This window comes from Gordonia pseudamarae, from assembly GCF_025273675.1.
Taxonomy (GTDB): domain Bacteria; phylum Actinomycetota; class Actinomycetes; order Mycobacteriales; family Mycobacteriaceae; genus Gordonia; species Gordonia pseudamarae.
On the sequence record NZ_CP045809.1, the window covers coordinates 4,289,351 to 4,314,701 of the forward strand.

Genomic DNA, 25,351 nt, shown 5'->3' on the forward strand with positions numbered 1-25,351 from the left:
TTTCCTCTGGGGTGCACTGCGTCTGGGGTGCGCTGGACACCGCGACGGATCCCGGCAGGACCGATCGCGGCGAAAGCGCTCGCGACGGGGCCGGGGTCCGGGCGAACGCTACTGCTTCGGGAGCAGCGCCAGCTGGCGCGACTGGGCGACCACCGCACCCGTCGAGTCCACCACGAGGTGATCCTCCTCGAACATCCCGGGCCCCACCTGCACGCTCGACGACTCGAACCGCAGCCAGCCCGGCGCCGGATGCCGGCGCAGATATGTCGTCAGCTGCACCGTCGGCGCCCATCCGAACATACCGAGATTCATCACCACCGGTGGTGACGCGTCGGCCACCAGCACGGCGAAGTCGAGATCCGGCTCGGCGCCCTTGGGCCTGGCCCAGCCGACTATCCGGGCCGGGCCGGTCTGCCCGCGCATCACCGGGAACGTCAAGGGGTCGAGCACCATGTCCAGAGCCGGGCCGAAGTGCACGATGTCGCGCATCGGCGCCTCGTCCACCGACACTCCGTCGGCGGGTGGGGCGACGGGCACGTCATCGACGCCGGTCGGTGCGCGATGACCCGGCTCGCCCGTGCCCGCGTAAGCGAGCGTGACCGTCGACGACACCATCGTGCGCCCGCGCTGACCGATATCGACCGCCAGCACCGCGACGGTGCGACCGTGTTTGCGCACCGTCACGTCGATGTCCACGACGCCGGGATCGGGTGCCGACAGATAGTCGCTGGCGATGGCCACCGGCATCAGTCCGGATTCTCCCGTCGCCACGCTCGCCCGCGCGAGTTCGGCGAACGCCGCGCGCGCCGCACCAACTGCCACCATCTGCAGCGAGCCGCCGTGCACCTTGGGGCCGATCGTGAACACCGGGTCGATGGTCGCGGCCAGCGCCACGCCGTCGTGGTTGCCGGACCTGCGGGTCAGGGTTCGAATCTCGGTCAGAAGTCCGCTCATGGAAATGCTCCGTGCCGTGTCAGATGGGTGCGGGCGAAGTCGAGGGCCCGAGCAAGCATCGCACCCCGCTCCGGTTTGGTACGTGCCGAACTCGTGGTGATCTCCAGCACCACCGCGCCGTCGAAGTCGCTTGCCGCCAGTCTGCGGCAGATCGTCTCGCACGGCTGGTTGCCGTCGCCGGGCAGCAGGTGTTCGTCGTGAGCGGCGCCGGTGCCGTCCGCAAGGTGCAGGTGGGTCAGTTCGCCGCCCATCCGGCCGAACATCACCTGTGCGTCGGCACCCGCCATCGCCGTGTGCGACAGGTCGAGCGTGTAGTTGCGATAGCCGTCGTCGGTGGGGTCGATGGACTTTCCGAACGCCGACGCCGACGCCCCCGGACCGCCGCCGCGTCGCGACAGCCGCCGCGCCGAGCGTTCGCCCGTCCCGAACAGCCGGTCCGCGCGCATCGGGAACATGTTCTCCACCGCGATCGCCACTCCGCTGTCGTCCTCGAGTTCGCCGACGAGATCGTCGAACGCCTCGACGTAGTAGCGCTGCCAGCGGAACGGCGGATGCACCACGACGGTCGGCGCACCCAGATCCTCGGCGGCATGCACCGCCCGCGCCAGCTTCGGCACCGGGTCCTTGCCCCACACCCGCTGCGAGATGATCAGACACGGCGCGTGGATCGACAGGATCGGCACCTGGTATCGCGACGACAGGTATTCGACGTGCGCGATGTCCTGGCTGACCGGGTCACCCCACACCATCAGTTCGATGCCGTCGAAGCCCAGCTCCGCCGCGTACTGGAACGCGGCCTCGGTGTTCTGCGGATACACCGAGGCGGTCGACAATCCCACCGGGATCTCGGGTCGCTCGATGCGGCGGCCCAGCGGAGCGGACCTCACGTGGCAAGCAATACCAGTGGGCCGATGGTCACCAGCAACCCGACGCCCACCGCGAGCAATGTGGTGACCAGGTCACGCGAACGGCGCACCACATGTGTGATGGTCACGATGCTGAAGATCACCACCACCGCGAGCACGAGCGCGAACGGCACGCTCCACCGCCAGAGTTCGGTGAAACCCCAGAACAGGCCGATACCGACAGCGATACCGAGGATCGATTCCCCGACCAGCAGCAGCCAGGCCATCGCCGGCGATCGTTCGTGACCGGTCCGCTCGCGTGCGCTCTCGCTGCTGGAATCGCCCACGGCGGTCTTCGCGCCGGTCGGCTTCTCGTCCGCCTGAGCATCGGCGACGGAGGTGTCCGTGTGGTCCCCGGTATCGGTATCCAGCGCCGCATCGGTGGCCGGCGAGTCGGCCTCGGCCGCCTTCCTGCCGAAACGCTTCTTCTTGGCCGACTTGGCGGTTCTGGCCGCCCGCGCCTTCGCGGCCCGTGCGGCCGCGTCGAATGCCTGCTCATCGTCGGTCCGGGGGTCATGGGCAGCGGTGTCCTCGCCGGAGTCGGCGTCCGGAACACCATCCTCGGCGTCCGTACCGGCATCGGTCGCGGGATCGGGATCGGGATCATCGGATCCGGGCACATCCGGACGGTAGCCGCCGGTCGCGTCGGCCGAGTAGGAGGGTGCCTCGCCGGTGATCGGCTCGATGACCTCGGTCGACTCCCCCGGCCGCAGATCGTCGTCACGATCTTCGGAGTCACGACTCTCGGGAGCGCCGGTTCCCGAGTACAGGTTGGTCAGGTAGTCCGAGGACGACCCGCCGACGACGGGGTTCACGTCGGTCGCCCGGTCGTCCGCCGGTTCGGCGGGACCGTCGAGATCGCCACGGGCGATCACCTCGGTTCGTTCACCGGCTCGGTCCGGTTCGGACGATGCGGCCCACGCCGGCACGTCGCCGACGTCACCGGCCCGATCGATGACATCGGTACGGTCGAGCGCCTGGACGGCGTCGGCCGGCCCGGGCACACCGGCGCCGCCGGGTGCGTCGGTGCGGTCCAGGGCCTCGGTTCGATCAAGAGCGTCGGTTCGATCAAGAGCGTCGGTGCGGTCCGCGACCTGCGCCGTGGCGGCGATCGTCTGGGTGGGACCGTCGGCCGCGGCCGGAGTGACCCGCGCGTCACCGCGCCCCTTGTTGCGTCGGCCGAACAGTCCGCGCCGTGGTTTGACCTCGGGTTCGGATTCGACGTCGGAGAACGACCGATACGAGTCGAAATCGGTCGCGGCTGCCGACGGTGAACTGCCGGACGACAGCGCCTCCACGCCACCGGCGGCGTCCGCCGGCTCGGGTGATTCGGGGGCATCTACCCGTTCGATGATCCCGGTCACCTCGTTGTCGGCCGTGTCATCGGCCACCGGTACGGGTCCGGCCTGCTCCGTTGTCTGCTCGCGCCGGGCGGATTCGGCGGCGCCGTAGGCGGGCATACCGCTGGCGGCCGATTGCCGGGAGGCCGGGCGCTCGGCGCGCGGGAACGAGGTGTGCCGGGGTTCGGCGATGGGGTCGGAGGAGACGCGGGGAACCTCGCCGGTCAGCTCCGCCATCGACACCGCCCCGGCGCGACCGACTCTGCGCCGGTTGCGGCCGTCCTTCGCGGTCCCGGCGGCGTCGGCATCACCCTGATGGCGTGCCAACAGCTCTGATACGGAAATGGGCCGGGAATCTGCGTCCTTGTTCACCATTACGTGCGCTCTCCCAAAGTTTCTCCGACAACCGCGTTCAGCATCTTAAAACGTCCGCACCCTAGCCCGTGTACTCCGGCATGTGCCAGGAGCACATGCCGGAGTACACGGGGGGCCGCGACCGCAGGGCGATCTACTCCAGCCCGGAATCGAGCCGCCGCAGAATCACACCCTCCCGCAGCGCCCACGGACAGATTTCCAGTGTATCGATATCCAATGCGCGCATCGCCGCCTCGGCGACCAGCGCACCCGCCACCAGTTGTCCGGCACGGTCGCTGCTGACACCTTCCAGTTCGGCCCTGTCGGATGTGGTCATCCTCGAGATGAACGCGATCAGCTGACGCAGACCGCTGGAGGTCAACTCCCGACGCACCCGCGGTCCGGCGCTCGACGGCGCCGCCCCGGTGAGCCTGGCGAGGCTGCGGAAGGTCTTCGACGTGGCCACCACCATGTCCGGCCGACCGCAATCGGAAAGCTGTTTGGCCGCACCCTTGAGCTCGGCGTCGAGCCAGTCGCGCAGCACCGAGATGCGGCGGCGGTCCGGCGGATCGTCGGGCAGCCACTCGCGGGTGAGCCTGCCCGCACCCAACGGCAGCGACAGCGCCACATCGGGTTCCTCGTCGACCCCGTTGGACATCTCCAGCGAACCGCCGCCGATGTCCAGTGCCAGGATGCGGCCCGCACTCCACCCGTACCAGCGGCGTACGGCCAGCGATGTAAGGCGCGCCTCGTCGGTGCCCGACAGGACATCGACCGTGACGCCCGTCTTGGCCTCGACGTCGGCGAGAACCTGATCACAGTTGGTCGCATCGCGCACCGCCGAGGTGGCGAACGCCATGATCTGTTCGCATCCCGATGACTCCGCGATACGGGTGAATTCGTCGACGGCGTCGATCAGCTTGTCCGCCGCGCGGTCGACCAGACGCCCGTCATCGTCAATCTGTTCAGCAAGGCGCAAAATCGCCTTCGTCGAACTCATGGGGGTGGGATGACCACCCGGATGGGCGTCGACGACCAACAGGTGGACCGTATTGCTGCCCACATCGAGTACTCCTAAGCGCACTCCGCACACGCTACTGCGTCGCGGGCCGACCGCGACAGCGACTCCCGGCAAAGGCACCATCTTTTTTTCGATTCACGCACGGTCACCGGCCTTTGTGCGGCCCTTCTACCTCCTCGATCGGCACAATCCGCGCCCACGGCGCTACCGTTGACATGTGCCGAGCACCAAGACGAGCGCGCGGATGCGCCCCACCCCGGAGGTCGACCTCGACTTCGCGCGCGAGTGGTACGAATTCGCCGATCCCGATGACCCCGAACACGTGATCAACGCCGACCTCACCTGGCTGTTGTCGCACTGGACATGTGTATTCGGCACGCCCGCGTGCCAGGGTATCGTCGACGGCCGCGAATCGGACGGATGCTGCACCCACGGTGCGTATCTGTCCGACAAGGACGACCGCAAACGGCTGGCCAGGGGGATGTCGATGCTCACCGCCGACGACTGGCAGTTCCACAAGAAGGGTTCGGGCAAGAACCCGGTCGGCCCGCACGGCTATCTCGAGGAGGGCGACCTCGACGACGAGCCGGCCCTGAAGACGCGAACCCACAAGGGCGCGTGCATTTTCCTCAATCGCCCCGATTTCGCCAAGGGGCCCGGATGTGCCCTGCACGCGATGGCGCTGCGTAAGGGCCTGGAACCGCTGACCGTGAAACCCGATGTGTGCTGGCAGCTTCCGGTACGCCGCGAGCAGGACTGGGTGGAGCGGCCCGACGGCACCCAGGTGCTCAAGACCACCATCACCGAGTACGACCGGCGCGGCTGGGGAGAGGGCGGCCACGACCTGAAGTGGTACTGCTCGGGGTCTCCCGACGCGCACGTCGGTGCCACCCAGGTGTGGCAGTCATATGCCCCCGAGTTGATCGAACTGATCGGGCAGGCCGCCTACGACGCCCTCGCCGCCGTGTGTGAGCGCCGAAACGGTCTGGGACTCATCGCCGTTCACCCGGCGACGGCGGCCGCGACGGCACGCCGCGAGACCGACATCAAGTACGAGCGCCTCGACGACTGAACCTGCCGGTTGAGCCACCAAAACTCTCCCGCCGCCCGTTCAGACAGGAAGGCCCCGCCGGTTGAGGTGTGCGGCCGCCCGGCGGCCGAGCCTCGAAACCCCGCAAAGCCGACAATGTCATCTCACCGGGTTTGAAGGCTCGTCGCCAACGCTCGTCGCACCTCAACCGCTCGCACCTCAACCGGCAGTGGCTGGTTTCAGAACAGGTGTCACGGTTCCAGTTTGTAGCCCAGGCCACGGACGGTCACCAGATGTTTCGGCGACCCCGGGTCCGGTTCGATCTTGGCGCGCAGCCGCTTCACGTGCACATCAAGGGTTTTGGTGTCACCGACGTAGTCGGCACCCCACACCCGGTCGATCAGCTGACCGCGGGTGAGCACCCGTCCGGCATTGCGCATCAGATACTCGAGAAGATCGAACTCCTTGAGCGGCAACGTGATCGATTCGCCGTTGACGGCCACGGTGTGCCGGTCCACGTCCATCCGGACCGGACCCGCCTCCAGCACCGCCACGGCCACCTCGTCGTCGCCGCCGTCGCCGCGACGCAGCACCGCCCTGATCCGGGCGATGAGCTCACGCGCCGAATACGGTTTGGTCACATAGTCATCGGCGCCGAGTTCCAGGCCCACCACCTTGTCGATCTCCGAGTCGCGGGCGGTCACCATGATCACCGGGACACCTGATCGGGCGCGCAGGGCCCGGCAGATCTCGGTACCCGACATTCCGGGCAGCATCACATCGAGGAGAACGATGTCGGGATTGATGCGGTCGAACGCGGCGAGTGCCTGCGCTCCATCGTTGATCACGCTCGTCTCGAATCCCTCCTTACGCAGCAAGAAGGCCAACGGATCGGCCAGGGCTTTCTCATCCTCGACGATCAGTACATGCGTCACAGATAGATTCCTTCTGTCTTGATTTTCAGACGACAATCGGGGTCGGGGCCGGTCCACGGCGATACCGGATTCACGCCGCGGGCACCCCGCCGACGGCTGTGGCCCGGTCGTCGGCGCCGTCGTCGTCGGCCTCGCCGAGGACGTCCAGCGGGATGCTCAGGGTGAACGTCGATCCGGTGCCGGGTTTGCTCCACAGCGCGATGGTCCCGTCGTGGTTGGCCGCGACATGCTTGACGATGGCCAGCCCCAGACCGGTCCCTCCGGTCAGCCGCGACCGCGCCTTGTCCACGCGGAAGAAGCGCTCGAACACCCGCTGCTGGTCGGCCTGCGCGATACCGATACCACGGTCGGTGACCGCGATCGACACCATCGGCACGCCGTCGACGTCGGTGCGTCTACGGCTGATCGAGACCATCGTGTTCTCCGGCGAATACGCGATGGCGTTGACGATGAGGTTGTTCAGCGCCGTCAGCAGCAGCATCCGGTCGCCCCGTACACCGAGCCCGATCGGCGCGTCGGCCTGCAGCTTGATGCCCGCGGCGTCGGCGGTGAGCGCCGCCGCGTCCAGCGCGTCGTCGACGAGCGCGTCCACATCGACGTGCGCGAACCCCTCGGCGCGACCACTCTGCAGCCGCGACAGCGACAGCAGTTCGTTGACCATCCGGCCCAGGCGCTGGGCCTCGCCCACCACCTGGGTGCCGAAGTGGCTGACCGCGTCGACGTCGTCGGCTGATTCGAGCAACGCCTCGCCGAGCAGACCGATCGCGCCGACCGGCGTCTTGAGTTCGTGTGAGACATTCGCGACGAAATCGCGGCGGGTGGCCTCCACCCGCGCGTGCTCGGTGTCGTCGACCCCGTAGATCACCGCGTACCGCTCGTCCTGGCCGGCTGCGCCCTTGGCCTTGCTCCCGCGCTCCGTTCCTGCCGCGTCGTCACCGACCGCCAGCCGGACGAGGCAGCCGACCGAGTCGACGTTACGCACGGTGGCCCGGCCGGTGGATACGAAACCCAGCGTCGACGGACTGGGAGTGAATTCGAACCGCTTCTCCGCGGAGGTGTCGAGGACGTCCTTGGCCGCCCGCCACACGACGTCGGCGAGCAGCCTGTCACGCACGATGCCCAGTTCGACGGCGCGATGGTTGTAGAGCACCACGTCACGGAACTGGTCGACGACGGCCACCGCCGTCTCGGAGTTGCGCACGATGAGACCGAGAAGCCCGGCCTTGGTCATCTGACCGTCCGAGGTGAGGCCGACGACGTCGGACACCTTCAGTTCGGCGTCCTCGGGGACCGCCCGCGGCGACTGTGCCGCCTCCAGATGCACAAAGGAAACCGACGACGGGGAAACCGACGACGGGGAAACCGACGACGAGGCAACCGACGACGAGGCGGCGTGCGGCCCCGGGACGCGGGCACCGCCCACGAAACGGGGTCGCACAATCAAGGTTCCGATAGCAACGCCGACAGCCAATGCCAGTGCGATCGCGCCGAGAACCAAAGCAACGGTCACAACGTGTACTTTACGGCTCGCCGAACGCCCGTCGCACTCCTCGCGGGAGAGTTCGGCCGCTGTTCACGCAGAGTTCCACAACGCAACAGGCTCCGCTCGCATACCGCACCCGATGGCCGACCGGGGGCTGCCGGGGCGACGACCTCCCGGTGGGCGATCGCCGAACGCAGCCGCCGCGCCGGTTCGCCGGGTCAGCGCTGGACGCTGACCGCCATGTCGGCGTACTCGGGATGTTTACCCACGTAGGCCTCCACATACGAGCACACCGGCACCACCTTCTTGCCCGAGGGCCGGATGTCGTCGAGGACCGCCTTCACCAGCTGACCCGCGTATCCGTGTCCGCTGAACCGCTCGTAGATCACCGTGTGGGTGAGCACCACCTGCTCGATCTCCGAGACATAGTCGAGGTAGCCGACCTGCAGGTCGGTACCGTCGTCCGAAGTCACCGAAGCCTCGTAGCGCTCCTGACCCGGCAGGTGCTTGATGTGAACCGTCCCCGTTTCGCCCATGGGTCCAATGTAGCCCGCATCACAGGGTTGCGGGTCCACTTCTCCTGCCGCTGCCTGTCTACTTCTGTTGTCCCTGCGCGGCGACGGCGGCGGCGCCTGCCGCGGCGGCCTCCGGATCGAGGTAGGTGCCGCCCGGGTTGAGCGGCTTGAGCTGGTCGTCGAGGTCGTAGCGCAGCGGGTTTCCGGTGGGGATGTTCAGGCCGGCGATGTCCTCGTCGGAGATTCCGTCGAGATACTTGACCAGTGCCCGCAGCGAGTTGCCATGAGCGGCGACCAGCACGGTCTTACCGGCCTTCAGGTCGGCGGCGATGGCCTCGGTGAAATACGGGATGAGCCGCTCGACGACGTCCTTGAGGCATTCGGTCAGCGGAACCTCGTCGAGGTCGGCGTACCGCGGGTCGTTCGATTGGCTGTACTCGGCGTCGACGTCGATTGCCGGCGGCGGGGTGTCGTAGCTGCGGCGCCACAGCATGAACTGCTCGTTGCCGTACTTTTCCAGGGTGTCGGCCTTGTTGAGGCCCTGCAGCGCACCGTAGTGGCGTTCGTTCAGGCGCCAGTCGCGGACCACCGGGATCCAGTGCCGGTCGGCTTTGTCCAGGGCGATCTGCGCGGTGGCGATGGCCCGGCGCAGCAACGAGGTGTACAGGACGTCGGGCAGCAGATCGTGTTCGACGAGCAGCTCGCCCGCCCGCACCGCCTCCGCCGTGCCCTTCTCCGTGAGCGCGACGTCGACCCAACCGGTGAACTGGTTGGACGCGTTCCATTCGCTCTCGCCATGCCGCATCAAAATCAGGGTGCCGTTGCTCATGCCGATGAGTTTTCCACATCGGCGACGGCTGTGTCCCGACGGCGCCGACGGGCATTCTCGTCCGTTACGATGGCGGTTCGGCCAGGCCCGTCTGGTAGGCGACGACCGGGGAACCAGCGGCGCGCCCAGTCCAGATCCTCGCCGATGACGTTCTCGATCGGGCCGAACCACAGCAGCAGCACAGCCAGCGTGATAGGAGTCAACCGGATGACGACGGCCGGCGTCGTACCGATGGCCGCATACATCAGGACGAACATGCCGAGCCTGGCGATATCACCGGCGATGCCGCCAAGTCCGTTGGCGCTGAACCATTCCGACGTAGAGAATCCATACCGGGGTGCGACGATTGTCGCCGTGGCCACACCGGCGACCAGGACTGCTACCGCCGGCGAGCCCCACCAGGTGCAGGAGTTCGTCCAGGTCAGCGGCGTTTTGGCCACCCAGTAGGGCGAGTGCGCGCAGGTTGTCCCGACCGCTGACGGACGGGTGGAAGGCGGGGGTTTCGATCAGCGAACCCACCTTGGGCAGGTAGGCCGTGGGCCGGGTCAGTGGTTCGCCGAGCACGGTAGCGGTTTCCGACGTGGGCCGGACCAGTCCCAGCAGCATTGCCAGGAGTGTCGTTTTACCGGCGCCATTCGGCCCGACCAGACCGGTGACGGTGCCGACGGGAATGGTCAGCGTCGCGGCGTCGACGGCCGTCCGGGACCGGAACCGTTTGGTCAGTCCGTCGGCCGCGATAGCGGGTTCAGCGGTCGGTCGGGGCGAGTGCCCGTAGTTCGTTATGCGTGTCGTCGGTGCGTCAGTCGTCGGTGCGTGTGTCGTTGTAGTATTCATGATTCAACGATCGCCGTCGGCACCCCTCGACGCGTCTGCTCGACGTTGAGATCGGCCTATGCACCCGCATAGAAATCATCCAGTACTCGACGATTTGGTTTGACAGCTCCCATACACTGGCTGGGTGATGATCGTTCGAGTTGAGGAGTCCGTAGGCGCCGCGCGCGCCCTCGGCAGATGATCGCGCCCCGCAACCGACCCACTGGGCCGGACGGGTTTTGCTGCCCTCACCTCACTCACCGCCGGCGACGGCTGGCGGGTCACCGAATGATCATCCCATGAAATCTGTTACCCGACAAGACATCCTGTCCTCATTCCGCGGCGCGACGCGCAGCGAGATCAAGAAGGTCACCTTCGCCGTGGACTTCGACGCCGTCAACTTCGACGTCCTCGAGTTCTACGGCTGGCGCGACCCGAAGATGCCCAAACGCTCCTACGTGGTCATCCCCCACGACGCCGGTGTCGTCGCCCTGCCGCTGACCCGCGCCGACGCCAAACCCCGTGCGCGAGCGATGTGTTCGTGGTGCCGCGATGTCAACCTCACTGACGAGGCCGTGCTCTACGCGGCCCGCCGCGCCGGTCCGGCCGGACGGCGAGGCGACACGGTAGGAGTGTTGGTGTGCAAGACATTCCACTGCTCCCGCAATGTCCGGCAACTGCCGCCCGCCTATCACAAGGGCACGGATCTCGACGCCATCCGAGCCGAGCAGATCGCCGAACTGACCCGCCGCGTCGACGCCTTCACCAACTCGGTCCTGGCCGACTGACCCGCCGGATCGAGCGGGCCCCGTCGCCCACTTGTTTCATTTCAGGTCTCCTCGCCATGCGTGCCCGCTCCGGGTGCGATCACCTCAAGTCCCACGGGCCTGGCGGCCTCGCCAAGTCTGTGGTCATAGCACCCGCGCTACATGTTCGGTCTGAACTCGATCACTCGGGCAACCCGCCCGGCGATAAGTTAAGGTGGTGGTACCATAACCTCCATGCCTCTGAAGAAGACCACTGTCATGGTGGATGAAGCCGACCTGGACCTGATCAAACAGGCAGCCGCACGCGATGGTCGCCCCGAATCCGAATACTTCAGGGAAGCGTTTCATTTGGCAGCAATGCGGAGCCGCCGATGGGATCAGGACATGGATATACCCGTCCTGGACTTCGGCCACGCCGTAACCTCCGACGAGGTCGATGAGCTGGTGCGCGAGTCCATCGGAGGCGAGACGAAGGATCCCAGGTGATCCTCATCGGCGACACATCAGGTATGGTCGCCACCTTCAACGTCAGAGATCCTGAGCATGATGCCGCGCGGGCGGCTCTACAGATGGCGGGATTGATCGTTGTGTCTCCCCTCGTATTGCACGAGGTCGAGCATGTCGTCACCCGAAATATCAACCGGGACGCCGCGTATGGGATCAACGATTGGCTGTTGGCGCAGGAGCGGGCCGGCCGGGTGGAACTGGCGACGATCTCCGCGGATACCCTGCGCACCTCACGCATAGTCCAGAACAAGTATCGGGCCCTTACGCTGGACCTCGCGGATGCGGTCAACGTTTCGCTCGCCGAGCGCTATGAAACCGCCGCGATACTGACTCTCGACAGACGCGACTTCCGAGCGGTCCGACCACTGACCGGCCACGCCGCGTTCCGGCTACTACCCGATGATCTCTAACGCAGTCAGCCAGAACCGACAACGGTGGGCGAACCACTTCGGTTCGCCCACCGTTGCTTGTCCAAAACCCTACTTGCGCAGGTCCTTACGCAGGATCTTCCCCGACGCCGACTTGGGCACGACGTCGATGAACTCGACCACGCGCACCTTCTTGTACGGGGCGACACGCTCGGCGACGAATTCCATCACCTCGGCCTCGTCGATCTCGGCACCGGACTGGCGGACCACGAACGCCTTCGGGATCTCCTCACCGGTCTCCTCCTCGATCACGCCGATGACCGCGGCGTCGGCGATCTTCGGGTTGGTCAGCAGCAGCGCCTCCAGCTCGGCCGGCGGCACCTGGTAGCCCTTGTACTTGATGAGTTCCTTGAGCCGGTCGACGATGTAGACGCAGCCGTCGGCGTCGACGGTGGCCATGTCGCCGGTGTGCAGGAAGCCCTCGGCGTCAATGGTGTCGGCGGTGGCCTGGTCGTTGTTCAGGTAGCCGAGCATCACGTTCGGCCCCTTCACCCACAGCTCACCGGGCTCGGACACACCCGAATCCGGGATGCCGATCTCGTCGCCGGTCGCCGGGTCGATCAGCTTGTTCTCGGTGTTGGGCACGGCCCAGCCGATCGACGACAGCGGCGGCTCGTCCTTGCCGAGCACCCCGCGCGAGTCGGTGGGGATGAGGTGGCTGACCGGTGACAGTTCACTCATGCCGTAGCCCTGCAGCATGTGCAGATCCAGACGTTCGGCGACGGCGTTGCCGAGTTCGGCGTCGAGCGAGGCGGCACCAGAGAGCATGGTGTGCAGCGACGACAGATCGTAGTTGTCGATGATCGGATGCTTGGCCAGCGCCACGGCCACCGGCGGCGCGATGAACGCGTAGGTGATCTTGTGGTTCTGGATGTTCTCCAGGAACTCGACGAGGTCGAAGCGCGGCATGATGACCAGGCGGGCACGTGCGTAGAGCGCCGCGTTGAGCAGCACGGTCATGCCATAGATGTGGAAGAACGGCAGCACCGCGATGATGGCGTCGTCGCGGCTCATCGACTGCAGCGGCTGGATCTGCGCCACATTGGCCACAAGGTTGGTGTGGGACAGCTTGACACCCTTGGGATTTCCCGTGGTTCCAGAGCTGTACGGCAGCACCGCGATGTGGGTGGCGGGGTCGAATGACACCTCGGGTGCGGGATGGTTGGGGGCCAGCAGGTCGACGGCGTTGGGGTGGCCGGACTTCTCCAGCCCCTCGCCGTCGAGGACGATCAGGTTCTCATCACCGAGTCCGACGCGCTTGGCGGCCTCGGCGGCGTGCTCGTACAGCGGCGAGACCGTGATGAGAATCTTGGCCTTGGAGTCGATCAGCTGCTTCTCGATCTCGTTGGCGGTGAACAGCGCGTTGAGGGTGGTCGCGGTGGCGCCCGCACGCAGCACGCCATGGAAGACGGTCGCGAAGGCGGGCACATTGGGCGAGAGGATGCCCACCACGTCGCCGACACCGATACCGCGGGCGGCGAGCGCGCCTGCGGCGGCGTTGATCTGCGCGATCAGGGCGGCGTAGGTGGTTTCGGTCCCCGCCTTGGGATCGACGAGAGCGACCCGATCCAGATCCTCGTCGGCGATGGAACCGAAAAGAAAGTCATACACGCTGACGTTGGGGATTTCGACATCGGGATACGGGTTCTTGAAGCTCATCGGACCTCCGTGTAGTGGGTTTCGCGCCTCAATCGTAACAACAGGAATTACAACGGTGTGACGCAGGCCGCCATGAGACTACCGTAAACCGGGCACAAGGACAGAAGGACAGAAGGACAGAAACTATCTGCCAGGAAACGCCTTACGTGACTACCTTTGCGCCATGGCTGCAAGAATCACCTCCGACCCCTCCATCATGGGTGGCACTCCATGCATCAAAGGCACCCGAATCCCCGTGTCGACGGTGCTCAAGATCGTCGCCGAATACTTGTCGGTCGACGCCGTGCTCGCGGAGTATCCGACACTGAGCCGCGACGCCATTCAGGCATGCCTTCACTATGGTGCGGATCAGGCTTCAATCCTGCCCATCCAGCGTACAGTTTGAAGTTCCTGATCCACGAGTGCAAGGGTTCGCCTCCCAAACTCGCTGACCGGCGACCGAAGACCAGCCGACCTCGCCGGGCACTGGCTCCACTGGCTCCACTGGCTCCACTGGCTCAGGAAGACAGATCCTGCTCAACTACCTCCCGCGCAACTACCAATCCGGCCGTAGGACCACACCAACCTTCACCGCGCCGATCACAGAGGCTCACCGTCCAAGAGCGGTTCCGCCCGGGCATAAGCCTCGTAGTCACGGAAGAACCTGGAATAGATGTCAGCATCCCGCGAAAGATTGCCAGAAAGGCATGGAGAAACATCCACGATCGCCTTCAACGTCACCACGACCGTCACCTGGCCTTCTTCTGCGCGAGATGTCGCGCCGACTCCTCCGAAGCAGCATGGATCAGAACTGTATCTTCACGGTAGAGCGACTGAAATCCTTCCACATTCGAATTGTATTCGAAGACCAGTATTGCTATATAAGGATTTCTACTCGTCAACTTTTCATCCTGTCGACTCTTCGTAACGTTTGTGTCGGAATGACCTTAATTCCCCCACGCTCAACCGTAAAGGACATGGTGTGAGACGGGACAATCATGGCCTCTGCATGAATCTCGCCACTCACCGTAGAGGGTTCATCCTTTGTCGGCACCTTGATTGCCACTGAACCGCCAACGATAATGCTCGGAGTAGCGATCATGATCGAAACTCCGCTCGGCGCAAACGATATCGGATATCCGATCTGATACCCTGTCTCGAACTTGCCATTCTGGATCAATTTTCCACGTGGCCCGGTGATCTCAGCGCGGATTTTCCCGCCAAGAAACGCGTCGCGGCTCATCAATGACTTGCAATTCACTATCTATGATAGGTGTGACCATACCCTGCGGAACTGGACACCACAACCAGATAGGGACGAAAGTGCCAGTTCCAGACGGCAACTCTGGGGCACCGACCGGCGAACCAACCGCTACCCTTTCTCGTCCTTGTCGATGATGTGCTCGAACGCCCGCAGGTTGTGCAGGGGTTCGCCGCGGGAGACGCGCCAGGCCCATTCGCGCTGAATGGAGGTGTGGAAGCCGATCTCAAGCAGAATGTTGAAGTCGCTGTCGGCGGCCTCGAGGATCTGCCCGAGCACCCGGTCGATCTCGTCGGGGGTGACCGCGTCGGCCGAGATCCGACCGACGAGATAGATGTCTCCCACGTTGTCGAGCGTGTACGCGACCCCGTAGATGCGCCGGTTGCGCTTGAGCAGGTACTTATACACCTGCTCGAAGTCCTCGTCGGGATGCCGGCACACAAAGGCCTCCACCCGCAGGCCGTGCTGTTCGGCGGTCAGCAGCACGGTGGTCTTGAGCTTCTTCTCGCCGGGCAGCTCGACGACGACATGCTCGGTCTGCGCACCACCGGACCCCTTGGTGTCGTAGGCGATCTCGCGCTCCTCGAGCGCGGACTTCACGATCTGGGCGATCTCGGTGTACCCCATACGGTTTCCGTTCTACTCGGGTCAGGCACCCACACGTGTGCGGCGCCGCAACCAGCTCCGGCGCATTCGTTGACCGATGCCCTCGGTGAGTCCGAGGCTACCCTTTCGGCTCAGATGCTCTGTGAGAACAGCATGTTTGGATGATTCGAGGGAATCCATCGCCCTGCCGTAGCTGAGCAGCAACTGGTCGGCGGTGTGCTCCCAGGAGAACTGTTCGGCATGTCCGCGCGCCGCGGCTGCCAGCTCCGCGAGCCGGTCCGGTTGTCCCAGAACGCTTTCCAATTCAGATGTCCAGGTGTCGATATCGTGCCCGGGCACCAGCAGTCCGCTGCGACCGTCGGCGACGGCCACACTCAGCCCGCCGACGTCGGCCGCGATCACCGGGGTGCCACATGCCTGCGCCTCGATGGCAACCAGCCCGAAGCTCTCCGAATAACTGGGCACCGCAACCAGATCCGACGCCCGATACACATCGGCGAGGCGCCGCGAGGGTTGCGGCGGCAGAAATGTCACGGCATCGGCAATGCCCAGTTGCGCCGCCTGTTCGATCAGCACGCCGGGCCGTTCGAGGCCGGATCCCGAGGGGCCGCCGACGATCAGCACCCGCAGCGGCGGCACACCCGAACCCGCCTGCCGGGCACGGTGGATCAGCGGCGCGGCCGCGGCGAGCAGGACGTCGGGCGCCTTGAGCGGCTGGATGCGGCCGACGAAGGTGACGATCCGCTCGTCCGGGTTCAGACCCAGCTCGGCCCGCGCCGCGGCCGTTGAACCCGTTGTGTAACAGTCGAGGTCGGCGCCGGGTGTGACGATGTCGATCCGGTCGGGGTCGGCGCCGTACATCGACACCAGCTCGGTGGCCTCGGTGGCGGTGTTGGCGACCAGCCGGTCGGCCTCGTCCACCACCTGCTGTTCACCGATCTCGCGCAGCCGGGGCTCGGCGGTGTCACCCTTGGCCAGGGACGCGTTCTTGACGGCGGCCAGCGTGTGGGCGGTGTGCACCAGCGGAACGCTCCAGCGGTCGCGGGCGAGCCAGCCCACCTGCCCCGACAGCCAGTAGTGCGAGTGGATCAGATCGTAGTAGCCGGGCTCGTTCATCGCCTCGGCGCGCAGCACCCCCGCGGTGAACGCGCACAACTGACCGGGCAGATCCTGTTTGTCCAGGCCCTCGAACGGCCCGGCGGCCACATGCCGCACGAGCACCCCGGGCGCGGCGTCGACGACGGGCGCGTCGGACGACGACGTGGCGCGCGTGAAGATCTCGACCTTCACGCCGCGCCGGGCGAGCCGCGTGGCGGTCTGCCACACGTACACGTTCATTCCGCCCGCGTCGCCCGTTCCCGGCTGCGCCAGCGGCGAGGTGTGCACGGAGATCAGTGCGACACGACGCGGCACCGGGATCACGGACATGCCCACCACCTTAGTCATCCGGTCGGGCCCGGCCTGGTTCGGTCGGCGGACCCGGGTGCCACCGGCCGGGCCCGGCACCGCGATCGGGCCCGATTCGTCGGCGGGCGTTCCTTCGCCTACACTGCTCTCGGTAACGATTGTCATTTGCGTAAGGCGGTACATATGAAGCGGCGAGCTCTCCTGGGCGCGACGGCGCTGATCGGGGCGGGTGTTCTGGTCCTGGCCGGATGCTCCGGCGACGACGGCGGCACCGGGGCGGCGTCGGGGATGCCCACCATCGTCACCTCCACCGACGTGTGGGGTTCGGTGGCCACCGCCGTAGCCGGGGACAAGGCCGAGGTCACCGCCCTGTTCTCCAACGCGCAGGGCGACCCGCACGAGTTCGAGCCACCCGCCGCCGACACCGCCAAGATCGCCGACGCCGACATCATTCTGATGAACGGCGGCCACTACGACGAGTATCTCGAGGACGCCTCCGCGAACAGCGACGCCGCCGTGGTGAACGCCTACGAATTGCGTTCCGGCGGCGACAACACCAACGAGCACGACGGCGACGAACACAACGACGGCGACCACGAGGGCGACGAGCACGAACACACCGGTGCCGACAACGAGCACGTCTTCTACGACCTCGGCCTGGTCGGTGAGGTCGCCGACGAACTCGCCGGAGTCCTCGCCGAGAAGGACCCGGCCCACGCCGCCGACTACCGCGCCAACGCCGACCGTTTCGGCAAGGAGATCGAGACGCTGCGCTCACAGCTCGCCGAGATCAAGCGCACCCACAACGGGGTGAAGGTCGCCCAGACCGAACCGCTCGCCGGCTACCTGCTGGCCGAGGCCGGACTCCTGGACGTGGCACCCGCCGGTTTCACGCGGGCCGTCGAGGCCGGCCAGTCGCCGTCGGCCGCCGACCGCGCCGCACTCGAAGACCTGCTCACGCAGCGTCAGGTGAAGGTGTTCGTGGTCAACGCGCAGGAGGTCGACCAGGTCACCGAGGCGCTGATGAAGTCGGCGCGGTCCGCAGGGGTACCGATCGTCGAGCTGACCGAGACGCTGCCCGACGGCGTCGACGACTTCATCGACTGGCAGCGAACACAGATCCAGTCGCTCGCCGATGCCCTGCACGCCGCACAATAGTCCGGTGAGCAGTCCAGCACCCCACGGCCACACTCCGGTGGCCCGGTATCACCACGCCCGCCTGGCGTTCGGCGACCGCGTCCTGTGGGACGACCTCGACCTGACCATCGAACCCGGCGAATGGATCGCGGTCCTGGGCCCCAACGGCTCGGGAAAGACATCGTTCCTGCGCACGCTGTTGCGTCAGTACCCGCTCGACTCGGGCACGCTGGAGGTCACCGACGCCGTCGGCTACATCCCCCAACAGCACGCCGATGACGCCGACGCGATGGCCATGCGCGGGCGTGACCTGGTCGGATTCGGTGTCGACGGCGGCGCGTGGGGATTCGGGTTGCGCGGGCGCGCCCGGCGCCGCGCACTCGTCGACGACGCCCTGCGGCAGGTGGGTGCCGAGAAGTACGCCACCGCCCCGCTCGGGGTACTCTCCGGCGGCGAACAGCAACGCCTGCGGGTCGCCCAAGCGCTCACCGGCGACCCCCGGCTGCTCCTGTGCGACGAACCCCTCGCCAGTCTCGACCCGGCCAACCAGCAGCTCGTTGTCGAACTGATCGACGCCCGCCGCCGCGACGCGAACACCGCCGTGGTGTTTGTCACCCACGAGATCAATCCCGTACTTCCCTACGTCGACCGGGTGCTGTACCTGGTGGGCGGGCAGTTCCGGATCGGTCCGCCCGACGAGGTGATGACCACCGGGACGCTGTCGGAGCTGTACGGCAGCGACATCGAGGTGATCCGGGTGGGCGGCAGGCTGCTCGTGGTGGGCGGCGAGTACGGGCATCACTGCATGGGTGATACGCACACCGACGGTGCCGCATGAGCGCGCTGGCGGCCTCCCGGGTCGAACTGCACCAGTTCTGGGACTTCTCACAGACGGCCGACCTGCTGCAACGCGATTTCGTCCACCAGTCACTGCTGGCGCTGGCACTGGTCGCGCTGATGGGCGGGGTCATCGGCCCGCTGGTGGTGGCGCGGCAGATGTCGTTCGCGGTGCACGGGGTGGGCGAGCTGTCGCTGACCGGTGCGGCCGCGGCCCTGCTACTCGGGGTGAGCGTCAACCTCGGTGGCGTGGGCGGCGCCGTGGTCGCGGCGGCCGTCTTCGGTTTCCTCGGCAACAAGGCCCGCGAACGCGACTCGGTGATCGGGGTGCTGATGGCGTTCGGCCTGGGTCTGGGCGTGCTGTTCATCGCCCTCTACGACGGCCGCACCACCACCGCGTTCGCACTGCTCACCGGACAGGTCGTCAGCGTCAGCACCTCCGGTCTGGTCGCGGCCGCGATCACCACCGTGATCGTGCTGGCCGGTATGGCGATCATCTACCGGCCGTTGCTGTTCGCCTCGCTCGACCCGCGCGTCGCGCAGGCGCACGGCGTGCCGGTCCGGCTGCTGTCGGTGGTGTTCGCGGTGCTGATGGCACTTGCCGTGGCGCAGGCGGTACAGATCATCGGCGCACTGCTGGTGATGTCGCTGATGATCACTCCGGCCGCGGCCGCGTCCCGGGTCAGCGCCAACCCGGCCGTCGTGATGGGCCTGGCCGTTCTGTTCGCCGAGATCGCCGCGATCGGCGGGGTGGTGCTGTCCCTGGCCCCCGGGCTCCCGGTGTCGGTGTTCGTCACCACCATCTCGTTCATCATCTACGTCGTCTGCCGCATCATCGGCCGCCGACGCGTATGGACCACCCGCTGACCCACACCCCACCCACCGCCGGTTGAGGCGCGAGGAGCGCAAGCGACGAGCCTCGAAACCCGGTGACCCAACGCCCCACTCAGCCCACAGCGGCTGAGTGCAGCCGCCGCCACACCTCCCGCCGCCCCGCGTCGGGGTCGGTATCGACCCGGCTCGGGTCGTCGATGATCAGGACCTGCCGGTCGTCGGTGGTGTAGGCGGGCCAGTCGGTGCCGGGGTTGCGGTGCCGGGCGAAGCCGGCCCAGCGGCCCTGCACCTCGCCGACGAGGCGGCTGACCGACCGCCAGTCGGCGATGGCCAGGAACCCCGCGACATAGGTCTTCAGCGAACCGAATACCGCCAGCATCTCGGTGGTGTGGGTGGCTCCGAAGCCGCTCGCCTTGAGCAGCCTGGTCACGTAGTCGTAGCGGTAGTGGTAGGTGGCGGCCACCGCGCTGTGTCCGTCGACGAACACGCTGGTGGGACCCCAGAACAGGAAGTCGCCGGACAGTCGTGATCTGTCCCGCTTGTGGTCGCGGTAGACGCCGCGGATGGCCTCGTCGCCGTCGGTGCCCGCGAGGGCGCGGACCGTCTTCTCCACCGCCGGTGTGAGGTCGAAGAACCGCGAGAACAGCGCCCCCTCCTCGCGGTTGTTGCCGATGATGAGCGGCACGGGGTGTGTGGTGCCGGCGTGGGCGGCCCGCAGCGGCGATTGCGGCAGGATGTCGTCGCCGACGATCGGTGCCAGCGGCAGAAAGACCCCGATGTCCGTCTTCTGGGCGAAGTCCATCAGCTTCTTGCCGGCCCCGTGGATATCATCGCCCGACGCGCGCGCCAGCAGTTCACGCGCCCGCCCACCGGGAAACGGCCCGGCCCCGTGCGGTGCGCCCGGCTTCCTGGCCGGGTCGTCGAGCAGCCGCAGGAATTCGTCGGCGATAACCCGTGCCGTGGCCCTGTCGACAATCAGTTCGGGTGCGGGGCTTTCGGCGATCGCGGCGGCGAACAGGCCTTTCGCGGCGGGCGATGCCAGCAGCGCGAGCACCGATGTACCGCCCGCGCTCTCCCCGAACACCGTCACGTTGTCGGGGTCGCCGCCGAATGCGGCGATGTTGCGCCGCACCCACCGCAGTGCGGCGATCTGGTCGCGCAGGCCGAGGTTGGTCTCGAACGGCTGTTCCGCGGTGGCGTAGTCGGAGAGGTCAAGCAGCCCGAACGGCCCGAACCGGTATTGGATGGTGACCACCACCACATCCTGGGTGCGGGCGAGGTGGGTGCCGTCGTAGATGGGGGTGGCCGCCATGCCCATCAGGAATCCCCCACCGTGGATGAACACCATCACCGGCCGCAGCGCCGACGGTACCGAGTCGCGCGAGAAGACGTTGAGGGTGAGGCAGTCCTCGCTCATCGGTTGCAGTTTGAGCGGGGTGGTGAGGGTCAGGTATTTCTCCTGGATGAGCGCGGCGCCGTACTCGTCGCATTCGCGCACGCCGCGCCACGGCGGTGCCGGTTGCGGTGCACGGAACCGGTTCTCCCCCAGCGGCGGCGCGGCAAACGGGATGCCTCGCCAGCTGATGCTCCGGCCCCGGCCGCGGCGGCCGCCGACCAGCCCCGCGTCGGTGGCGATAACTCGTTCCATGGCTACCATCGGCTTTACTGTACTGGATACAGACGACGGTTCACCCGTCTCACCGTTCGTCGGGGCCGGTAGGGTGCACGGTCTGATCAGTCGGGTGGGTGCCACCAACCCAATCCGGCGCGAGCCCCTGCATACCCTCACCGCGCAGGCCGACCGGACCGCATGAGCACGGCCGATCCGGTGGCCCGATCAGTTGCCCGGCTCTTCGGCGAATCCGGGGTTGCAGCGGGCGGCGATCATCTCGTCGGCGGTGACCACGGGGCGCCGCGGCTCCAGGTTCCAGCTGGTCTTGTCCGGGTCGACGAGGCGGGCGAACGTCCAGTGGCAGTCGAATTGCGCTCGCATTCCGGGACTTTCAGCGCTCGGGTCCAGTGTGAGGATCTCCGACCACGCCTCGTCGCCCGCGGTGGGTGCGTCGGTGTTGCGTCCCGATACCGTCGGATGGATTCGCAGGCTCGGCCCCACCTCGGTCTCGGCCCATTCGAGGTGGTCGATGTACGGCGGCCGGTACACCTGCGTCGTCGGGTATTCCGGGGTCGTCGAGTATTCCGGGCCCGGGCTGCCGTCTGCCGAGGGCCCTGTCGTTGTGGGTCCTGTCGTTGTGGGTACGGAAGCGCTCGTCGACGTCCCTGCCGTGGTGTCATCGGCGACCTCGCCGGAGTCGCCGCACGCGGCGAGCATCCACGCCAGCGCGCCGGCGGCGAGCGCGGCCGCCACCGTCCGGACCGGACCTGTGTGTCGGGTCCGGACCGATGCTCGCCACTCATTGCCCATGCCGACAACGATAGTTGCCGGTTCTTTCCACAATCGTGTTCCACCGGTGCCCAACCGTCTGCCACGATGGTCGACATGTCTGTGGCTATCGGCGAGCGCCGAGACGGTGGGGAGTACGTCGACGTCCACGGCGTCCCCACCTGGCATCTGCACACCGGAAATCCGGCCGGACCGGCGACGGTCCTGGTGCACAGTGTTTTCGCGTCGTCGGCGTCGTGGGCCGCGCAGATCCTCGACTTCGGCGACAACGGTCTGGACCTGTACGCCCCCGAACGTGTCGGGCACGGCCACACACCCGACAGTGACGAACCCTTCACCATGGAGGGCACGGCCCGGCACCTGATCGCCTACCTGGAAACGGTGGTTCGCCGGCCCGCGCACATCATCACGTGGAGCGAGGCGGCGGTGGCCGCGCTGCTGGTGGCGCGCGAACGCCCCGATCTGGTGAACAAGCTCGTGCTGGTGTGTGGCTACATCAACTCCGACGCCGTCGACAAGGACGAATTCATCGGTCCGCTGATCCGCCGCGATCCGGGCATCGTCGGCCTGCTCAGCGAGTTGTTCACCGCGTTCACCCCCGACGGGCGCGACCATTTCGAGACCTATCTGAGCAAGTGCACCGACCTGATGATCCCGGGCCCGGACCACTCCCCGGAGGACTTCTCGACGGTGCGGGCCCCGACGCTCGTGCTGTCGGCCGACATGGGCGGGATCGACATCGACCACACCCTGGAGTTGTCCCGGGCCCTGCCCGCCGGGCGGCTGGCGGTTCTGCCCGGCACGCACTACCTGCCGGTGGAGTCTCCCGAGGTGGTCAATCCGTTGGTGTTGTCGTTTCTGGCGGCCGAGCCGCCGACCGCCTGGAACATCTGATCGGCCGGCGCCGCGCGATCACCTGGCGCGGGCGGCGTGCGCCTTCTGCCACGCCGCGCGCCGTTCCCGGCCGGGATCGACCCGTACGCGGCACGGGTCGTCGATGAGCAGCACCCGCCGCTGATTGGTCGTGTACGCGGGCCATCCGACGACCGGGGTGTGTACGAGCGCGAAATTGCCCCAATGTCGTTGCACGGTATGGGTGACCCGCCCGGCCGCCCGCCACGAGCCGACCGCCATACCCGCACCGAGCGCACTGCGGAACGCACCGAACACCGCGAACAGTTCCATCGCGTGGGTCGCGCCGAAGCCGGTCCGGTGCAGCATCTCGGTGGCGTAGTCGTACCGGTACACGTAGGTGGGCGCGACGGTGCTGTGCCCGTCGGCGACCGTTATCGACGGCGCCCAGAACACCGCGTCCGCCGACAGCCGGACGCCGTCGGGGCCGCCGCTCTCGTAGAGTGCCGAGATCTCGTTCCAACTGTCGACACCCGCCGCCTCGATCACCGTCTTCTCCGCCGGCGGCAAGATGTTCCATACCTTCGCGAACAGCTGTCCCTCATCATGGTTGGTGCCGATGATCAGCGGGACCGGCAGCAGTGTGCCCGCCTGCGCCGCCGAGAGGGGCGCCGTGGGGAGGACGTCGTCGCCGATGACCGGCCCGTACGGGATGGGCGAGATCACGTCGGCGTGTTTGGCGTACCCCATCAACCGGGCGCCCGCCTTGTGCAGGTCCGCCGATGACGCCCGGGTGAGCAGTTGCCGGGCTCGTTCGGCGCTGATCGGCTCCTCATCCCCAGCACTGCCCGCGCGGTAGCGGGGGTTCTCCAGGATCCGCAAGAACGCATCGGCGTACGCGCGGGCATCCGGCGCCTCGACGACCAGCTCCGGTGCCGGGCTTTGAGCGATCGCCGCGTGAAACAGCCCCCGCGCGGCCGGACTGGCCATCAGTGCCAGCACCGCCGAACCGCCCGCGCTCTCGCCGAAGACGGTCACGTTGCCGGGGTCGCCGCCGAACGCGGCGATGTTGCGCCGCACCCAGTCGAGGGCGGCGAGGTGGTCGCGGATACCGATGTTGCTCTCGAACGTTCGTTCATCGGTGGAGTACGCCGAGAAGTCCAGGTACCCGAATGGGCCGAATCGGTACTGCACGGTCACCACGACGACGTCCTGTGAACGGGCGAGGGAGGAACCGTCGTAGAGCGGGGTTGCCGTGGTGCCCATGATGTAGGCGCCGCCATGGATGAACACCATCACCGGCCGCGGCGTCGAACGCACCGAATCGGGCGAGAACACGTTGAGGGTGAGGCAGTCCTCCCCGGTCTGCTGGTACTTGCCGGGGCCGACGGCGGTGAACCGCTTGTCCTGCATCGCGGCCTTGCCGTAGGCCTTGGCCGGACGCACACCCGGCCACGGGGTGGCGGGCTGCGGTGCGCGGAAGCGGTTACCCGCGATGGGCGCCGCCGCGAAGGGGATGCCCTTCCAGCTGATCGTCCCCTTCCGGGTGCGTCGACCGTGGACGCCCTCGACCAGGCCGAGGTCGGTAGAAACGATGCTACTGAGCGTTGTCATGGTTCAAATGTAGCCGGAAGGCGATGCGCCTCCGACACCGAACGCCGGCGCACTGGACGTGTCTCCCCATATCATCCGCCGACGGCGGCACAGGGAATGGGGCGACATGCCCTAGACTCGCCTCATGTCCCTGTCGGTCGACCTGAACGCCGATCTCGGCGAAGGCGTCGGCGACGACGCAGCGATGCTGGAGGTGGTCACCAGCGCCAACATCGCCTGCGGATTCCACGCGGGTACCCCCTCGGAGTTGCTGGCCACGTGTCGGGCGGCCGCCGACGCCGGTACCCGCGTCGGCGCACAGGTCTCCTACCCGGACAAGGCCGGTTTCGGGCGCCGGTTCATGGAGATCGCCCCCGACGACCTGGCCGCCGACGTGCTCTATCAGATCGGGGCGCTCGATGCGATGGCCCGGGCCGCGGGCACAGCGCTGGCGTACGTGAAACCGCACGGCGCTCTGTACAACGCGCTCGTCCACCACGAAGCGCAAGCGGATGCGGTGATCAATGCTGTCGCACAATATGATTCACAACTGTCGGTGATGGGACTACCCGGCTCCGAAGTGCTGCGCCGCGCCCGGCGCGCGGGCCTGAGCGTGATCACCGAGGCGTTCGCCGACCGGGCCTACACGGCCGACGGGACGCTCGTCCCGCGGTCACAACCCGGCGCCGTCCTCACCGACAGCGCCCAGATCGCCGACCGCGTCGTCACCCTTGTCCGCACCGGGACACTCGCCGCCGTCGACGCGACCACGATCGGTGTCGACGCGCAGTCGGTGTGCCTGCACGGCGATACCCCGGGAGCCGTCGAACACGCCCGCGCCGTGGCCGCCGCCCTGCGCGAGGCGGGAATCGAGGTTGTCGCACCCCGCCACCAGGCCGGTTGA

Annotated in this window: 28 protein-coding genes; 10 read left to right on the forward strand and 18 right to left on the reverse strand. The window is 67.1% G+C overall.

What is annotated here, in order from left to right; all coding sequences use genetic code 11:
* Positions 1–108: 108 nt before the first annotated feature.
* The 4 genes from GII31_RS18700 to GII31_RS18715 form a co-directional block, all read right to left on the reverse strand.
* Positions 109–954, reverse strand: coding sequence for a thioesterase family protein (locus GII31_RS18700; RefSeq protein WP_213244871.1), 846 nt, complete (start codon positions 952–954; stop codon positions 109–111).
* Positions 951–1,841 (reverse strand): sugar phosphate isomerase/epimerase family protein, encoded by an 891-nt coding sequence (locus GII31_RS18705; RefSeq protein WP_260840100.1) that lies wholly within the window; start codon positions 1,839–1,841, stop codon positions 951–953. The genes GII31_RS18700 and GII31_RS18705 overlap by 4 nt, the downstream gene beginning before the upstream one ends.
* On the reverse strand, positions 1,838–3,526 hold the full coding sequence (locus GII31_RS18710; RefSeq protein WP_213244872.1) for a GtrA domain-containing protein: 1,689 nt from the start codon (positions 3,524–3,526) through the stop codon (positions 1,838–1,840). The genes GII31_RS18705 and GII31_RS18710 overlap by 4 nt, the downstream gene beginning before the upstream one ends.
* Before the next feature lie 181 nt (positions 3,527–3,707).
* Positions 3,708–4,637, reverse strand: coding sequence for a Ppx/GppA phosphatase family protein (locus GII31_RS18715; protein WP_213244873.1), 930 nt, complete (start codon positions 4,635–4,637; stop codon positions 3,708–3,710).
* 181 nt (positions 4,638–4,818) lie between these two features.
* Between GII31_RS18715 and GII31_RS18720 the strand changes: the two genes are divergently transcribed.
* Entirely contained in the window at positions 4,819–5,646 is an 828-nt protein-coding gene (locus GII31_RS18720; protein WP_213250690.1) for a hypothetical protein, read from the forward strand.
* A 209-nt stretch (positions 5,647–5,855) separates the two neighbouring features.
* Here the strand turns inward: GII31_RS18720 and GII31_RS18725 are convergent, their stop codons facing one another.
* The 6 genes from GII31_RS18725 to GII31_RS18750 form a co-directional block, all read right to left on the reverse strand.
* Positions 5,856–6,539, reverse strand: coding sequence for a response regulator transcription factor (locus GII31_RS18725; protein WP_213244874.1), 684 nt, complete (start codon positions 6,537–6,539; stop codon positions 5,856–5,858).
* Positions 6,540–6,609: 70 nt separating this feature from the next.
* Positions 6,610–8,049: a sensor histidine kinase gene (locus GII31_RS18730; RefSeq protein WP_213244875.1), complete on the reverse strand. Its 1,440-nt coding sequence runs from the start codon at positions 8,047–8,049 to the stop codon at positions 6,610–6,612.
* Positions 8,050–8,240: 191 nt separating this feature from the next.
* Complete coding sequence (locus GII31_RS18735) at positions 8,241–8,558, reverse strand: GNAT family N-acetyltransferase (RefSeq protein WP_213244876.1); 318 nt, start codon at positions 8,556–8,558, stop codon at positions 8,241–8,243.
* A 58-nt stretch (positions 8,559–8,616) separates the two neighbouring features.
* Positions 8,617–9,366, reverse strand: a complete 750-nt coding sequence (locus tag GII31_RS18740) for a phosphoglyceromutase (protein WP_213244877.1) — start codon at positions 9,364–9,366, stop codon at positions 8,617–8,619.
* Complete coding sequence (locus GII31_RS18745) at positions 9,363–9,611, reverse strand: hypothetical protein (RefSeq protein ID WP_213244878.1); 249 nt, start codon at positions 9,609–9,611, stop codon at positions 9,363–9,365. The genes GII31_RS18740 and GII31_RS18745 overlap by 4 nt, the downstream gene beginning before the upstream one ends.
* Positions 9,612–9,639: 28 nt before the next feature.
* Positions 9,640–10,200, reverse strand: coding sequence for an ATP-binding cassette domain-containing protein (locus GII31_RS18750; protein WP_246221949.1), 561 nt, complete (start codon positions 10,198–10,200; stop codon positions 9,640–9,642).
* 278 nt (positions 10,201–10,478) lie between these two features.
* Between GII31_RS18750 and GII31_RS18755 the strand changes: the two genes are divergently transcribed.
* From GII31_RS18755 to GII31_RS18765, 3 genes are all read left to right on the forward strand, one after another.
* Positions 10,479–10,967, forward strand: coding sequence for an FBP domain-containing protein (locus GII31_RS18755; RefSeq protein ID WP_213244879.1), 489 nt, complete (start codon positions 10,479–10,481; stop codon positions 10,965–10,967).
* A 213-nt stretch (positions 10,968–11,180) separates the two neighbouring features.
* Positions 11,181–11,432 carry a CopG family transcriptional regulator gene (locus GII31_RS18760; RefSeq protein ID WP_260840101.1) on the forward strand — a complete coding sequence of 84 codons (252 nt, stop codon included), beginning with the start codon at positions 11,181–11,183 and terminating at the stop codon, positions 11,430–11,432.
* On the forward strand, positions 11,429–11,863 hold the full coding sequence (locus GII31_RS18765) for a PIN domain-containing protein (RefSeq protein ID WP_213244881.1): 435 nt from the start codon (positions 11,429–11,431) through the stop codon (positions 11,861–11,863). The genes GII31_RS18760 and GII31_RS18765 overlap by 4 nt, the downstream gene beginning before the upstream one ends.
* A 69-nt stretch (positions 11,864–11,932) precedes the next feature.
* Here the strand turns inward: GII31_RS18765 and GII31_RS18770 are convergent, their stop codons facing one another.
* Positions 11,933–13,540: an AMP-binding protein gene (locus GII31_RS18770; protein WP_213244882.1), complete on the reverse strand. Its 1,608-nt coding sequence runs from the start codon at positions 13,538–13,540 to the stop codon at positions 11,933–11,935.
* A gap of 163 nt (positions 13,541–13,703) precedes the next feature.
* Here GII31_RS18770 and GII31_RS18775 point away from each other — a divergent pair, with 163 nt between their 5' ends.
* On the forward strand, positions 13,704–13,925 hold the full coding sequence (locus GII31_RS18775) for a DUF433 domain-containing protein (protein ID WP_213244883.1): 222 nt from the start codon (positions 13,704–13,706) through the stop codon (positions 13,923–13,925).
* A gap of 343 nt (positions 13,926–14,268) precedes the next feature.
* Here the strand turns inward: GII31_RS18775 and GII31_RS22660 are convergent, their stop codons facing one another.
* The 4 genes from GII31_RS22660 to mshA form a co-directional block, all read right to left on the reverse strand.
* Positions 14,269–14,421 (reverse strand): DUF4288 domain-containing protein, encoded by a 153-nt coding sequence (locus tag GII31_RS22660; RefSeq protein ID WP_353735564.1) that lies wholly within the window; start codon positions 14,419–14,421, stop codon positions 14,269–14,271.
* A complete protein-coding gene (locus tag GII31_RS18780; RefSeq protein WP_213244885.1) occupies positions 14,418–14,762 on the reverse strand; it encodes an MspA family porin in 345 nt (114 codons plus the stop codon). The genes GII31_RS22660 and GII31_RS18780 overlap by 4 nt, the downstream gene beginning before the upstream one ends.
* 129 nt (positions 14,763–14,891) lie before the next feature.
* The gene (locus tag GII31_RS18785; protein WP_213244886.1) at positions 14,892–15,407 is read right to left on the reverse strand and encodes a type III secretion system chaperone family protein; all 516 of its coding nucleotides are present in this window, start codon (positions 15,405–15,407) and stop codon (positions 14,892–14,894) included.
* A 21-nt stretch (positions 15,408–15,428) separates the two neighbouring features.
* Positions 15,429–16,814 carry a D-inositol-3-phosphate glycosyltransferase gene (gene mshA / locus GII31_RS18790; protein ID WP_260840102.1) on the reverse strand — a complete coding sequence of 462 codons (1,386 nt, stop codon included), beginning with the start codon at positions 16,812–16,814 and terminating at the stop codon, positions 15,429–15,431.
* Positions 16,815–16,976: 162 nt separating this feature from the next.
* Here mshA and GII31_RS18795 point away from each other — a divergent pair, with 162 nt between their 5' ends.
* Genes GII31_RS18795 through GII31_RS18805 form a run of 3 tightly spaced genes read left to right on the forward strand, consistent with a single transcriptional unit; the run spans position 16,977 to position 19,634 of the window.
* On the forward strand, positions 16,977–17,951 hold the full coding sequence (locus GII31_RS18795; RefSeq protein ID WP_213244888.1) for a metal ABC transporter solute-binding protein, Zn/Mn family: 975 nt from the start codon (positions 16,977–16,979) through the stop codon (positions 17,949–17,951).
* A complete protein-coding gene (locus GII31_RS18800; protein ID WP_213244889.1) occupies positions 17,929–18,768 on the forward strand; it encodes a metal ABC transporter ATP-binding protein in 840 nt (279 codons plus the stop codon). The genes GII31_RS18795 and GII31_RS18800 overlap by 23 nt, the downstream gene beginning before the upstream one ends.
* Positions 18,765–19,634, forward strand: a complete 870-nt coding sequence (locus tag GII31_RS18805) for a metal ABC transporter permease (RefSeq protein ID WP_213244890.1) — start codon at positions 18,765–18,767, stop codon at positions 19,632–19,634. The genes GII31_RS18800 and GII31_RS18805 overlap by 4 nt, the downstream gene beginning before the upstream one ends.
* A 79-nt stretch (positions 19,635–19,713) precedes the next feature.
* On the opposite strand, the gene GII31_RS18810 is transcribed toward GII31_RS18805, so the two are convergent.
* Positions 19,714–21,258: a carboxylesterase/lipase family protein gene (locus tag GII31_RS18810; protein WP_213244891.1), complete on the reverse strand. Its 1,545-nt coding sequence runs from the start codon at positions 21,256–21,258 to the stop codon at positions 19,714–19,716.
* Between the two features lie 180 nt (positions 21,259–21,438).
* On the reverse strand, positions 21,439–22,023 hold the full coding sequence (locus tag GII31_RS18815; protein ID WP_246221950.1) for a DUF2599 domain-containing protein: 585 nt from the start codon (positions 22,021–22,023) through the stop codon (positions 21,439–21,441).
* Between the two features lie 75 nt (positions 22,024–22,098).
* Here GII31_RS18815 and GII31_RS18820 point away from each other — a divergent pair, with 75 nt between their 5' ends.
* The gene (locus GII31_RS18820; protein ID WP_322973035.1) at positions 22,099–22,896 is read left to right on the forward strand and encodes an alpha/beta fold hydrolase; all 798 of its coding nucleotides are present in this window, start codon (positions 22,099–22,101) and stop codon (positions 22,894–22,896) included.
* A gap of 18 nt (positions 22,897–22,914) precedes the next feature.
* Here GII31_RS18820 and GII31_RS18825 read toward each other — a convergent pair whose 3' ends face one another.
* Positions 22,915–24,468: a carboxylesterase/lipase family protein gene (locus GII31_RS18825; RefSeq protein WP_213244893.1), complete on the reverse strand. Its 1,554-nt coding sequence runs from the start codon at positions 24,466–24,468 to the stop codon at positions 22,915–22,917.
* Between the two features lie 124 nt (positions 24,469–24,592).
* On the opposite strand from GII31_RS18825, the gene GII31_RS18830 reads away from it, so the two are divergent.
* A complete protein-coding gene (locus GII31_RS18830) occupies positions 24,593–25,351 on the forward strand; it encodes a LamB/YcsF family protein (RefSeq protein ID WP_213244894.1) in 759 nt (252 codons plus the stop codon).

What these genes read in the sequence shown, in the direction of transcription:
- GII31_RS18700 (WP_213244871.1), bottom strand. Translation starts at nt 954, where the DNA reads ATGAGCGGACTTCTGACCGAGATTCGAACCCTGACCCGCAGGTCCGGC.
- GII31_RS18720 (WP_213250690.1), top strand. Translation starts at nt 4,819, where the DNA reads ATGCGCCCCACCCCGGAGGTCGACCTCGACTTCGCGCGCGAGTGGTAC.
- GII31_RS18735 (WP_213244876.1), bottom strand. Translation starts at nt 8,558, where the DNA reads ATGGGCGAAACGGGGACGGTTCACATCAAGCACCTGCCGGGTCAGGAG.
- GII31_RS18740 (WP_213244877.1), bottom strand. Translation starts at nt 9,366, where the DNA reads ATGAGCAACGGCACCCTGATTTTGATGCGGCATGGCGAGAGCGAATGG.
- GII31_RS18745 (WP_213244878.1), bottom strand. Translation starts at nt 9,611, where the DNA reads ATGTATGCGGCCATCGGTACGACGCCGGCCGTCGTCATCCGGTTGACT.
- GII31_RS18750 (WP_246221949.1), bottom strand. Translation starts at nt 10,200, where the DNA reads ATGAATACTACAACGACACACGCACCGACGACTGACGCACCGACGACA.
- GII31_RS18755 (WP_213244879.1), top strand. Translation starts at nt 10,479, where the DNA reads ATGAAATCTGTTACCCGACAAGACATCCTGTCCTCATTCCGCGGCGCG.
- GII31_RS18760 (WP_260840101.1), top strand. Translation starts at nt 11,181, where the DNA reads ATGCCTCTGAAGAAGACCACTGTCATGGTGGATGAAGCCGACCTGGAC.
- GII31_RS18770 (WP_213244882.1), bottom strand. Translation starts at nt 13,540, where the DNA reads ATGAGCTTCAAGAACCCGTATCCCGATGTCGAAATCCCCAACGTCAGC.
- GII31_RS18775 (WP_213244883.1), top strand. Translation starts at nt 13,704, where the DNA reads ATGGCTGCAAGAATCACCTCCGACCCCTCCATCATGGGTGGCACTCCA.
- GII31_RS18780 (WP_213244885.1), bottom strand. Translation starts at nt 14,762, where the DNA reads ATGAGCCGCGACGCGTTTCTTGGCGGGAAAATCCGCGCTGAGATCACC.
- GII31_RS18785 (WP_213244886.1), bottom strand. Translation starts at nt 15,407, where the DNA reads ATGGGGTACACCGAGATCGCCCAGATCGTGAAGTCCGCGCTCGAGGAG.
- mshA (WP_260840102.1), bottom strand. Translation starts at nt 16,814, where the DNA reads ATGTCCGTGATCCCGGTGCCGCGTCGTGTCGCACTGATCTCCGTGCAC.
- GII31_RS18795 (WP_213244888.1), top strand. Translation starts at nt 16,977, where the DNA reads ATGAAGCGGCGAGCTCTCCTGGGCGCGACGGCGCTGATCGGGGCGGGT.
- GII31_RS18800 (WP_213244889.1), top strand. Translation starts at nt 17,929, where the DNA reads ATGCCCTGCACGCCGCACAATAGTCCGGTGAGCAGTCCAGCACCCCAC.
- GII31_RS18805 (WP_213244890.1), top strand. Translation starts at nt 18,765, where the DNA reads ATGAGCGCGCTGGCGGCCTCCCGGGTCGAACTGCACCAGTTCTGGGAC.
- GII31_RS18810 (WP_213244891.1), bottom strand. Translation starts at nt 21,258, where the DNA reads ATGGTAGCCATGGAACGAGTTATCGCCACCGACGCGGGGCTGGTCGGC.
- GII31_RS18815 (WP_246221950.1), bottom strand. Translation starts at nt 22,023, where the DNA reads ATGGGCAATGAGTGGCGAGCATCGGTCCGGACCCGACACACAGGTCCG.
- GII31_RS18820 (WP_322973035.1), top strand. Translation starts at nt 22,099, where the DNA reads ATGTCTGTGGCTATCGGCGAGCGCCGAGACGGTGGGGAGTACGTCGAC.
- GII31_RS18825 (WP_213244893.1), bottom strand. Translation starts at nt 24,468, where the DNA reads ATGACAACGCTCAGTAGCATCGTTTCTACCGACCTCGGCCTGGTCGAG.
- GII31_RS18830 (WP_213244894.1), top strand. Translation starts at nt 24,593, where the DNA reads ATGTCCCTGTCGGTCGACCTGAACGCCGATCTCGGCGAAGGCGTCGGC.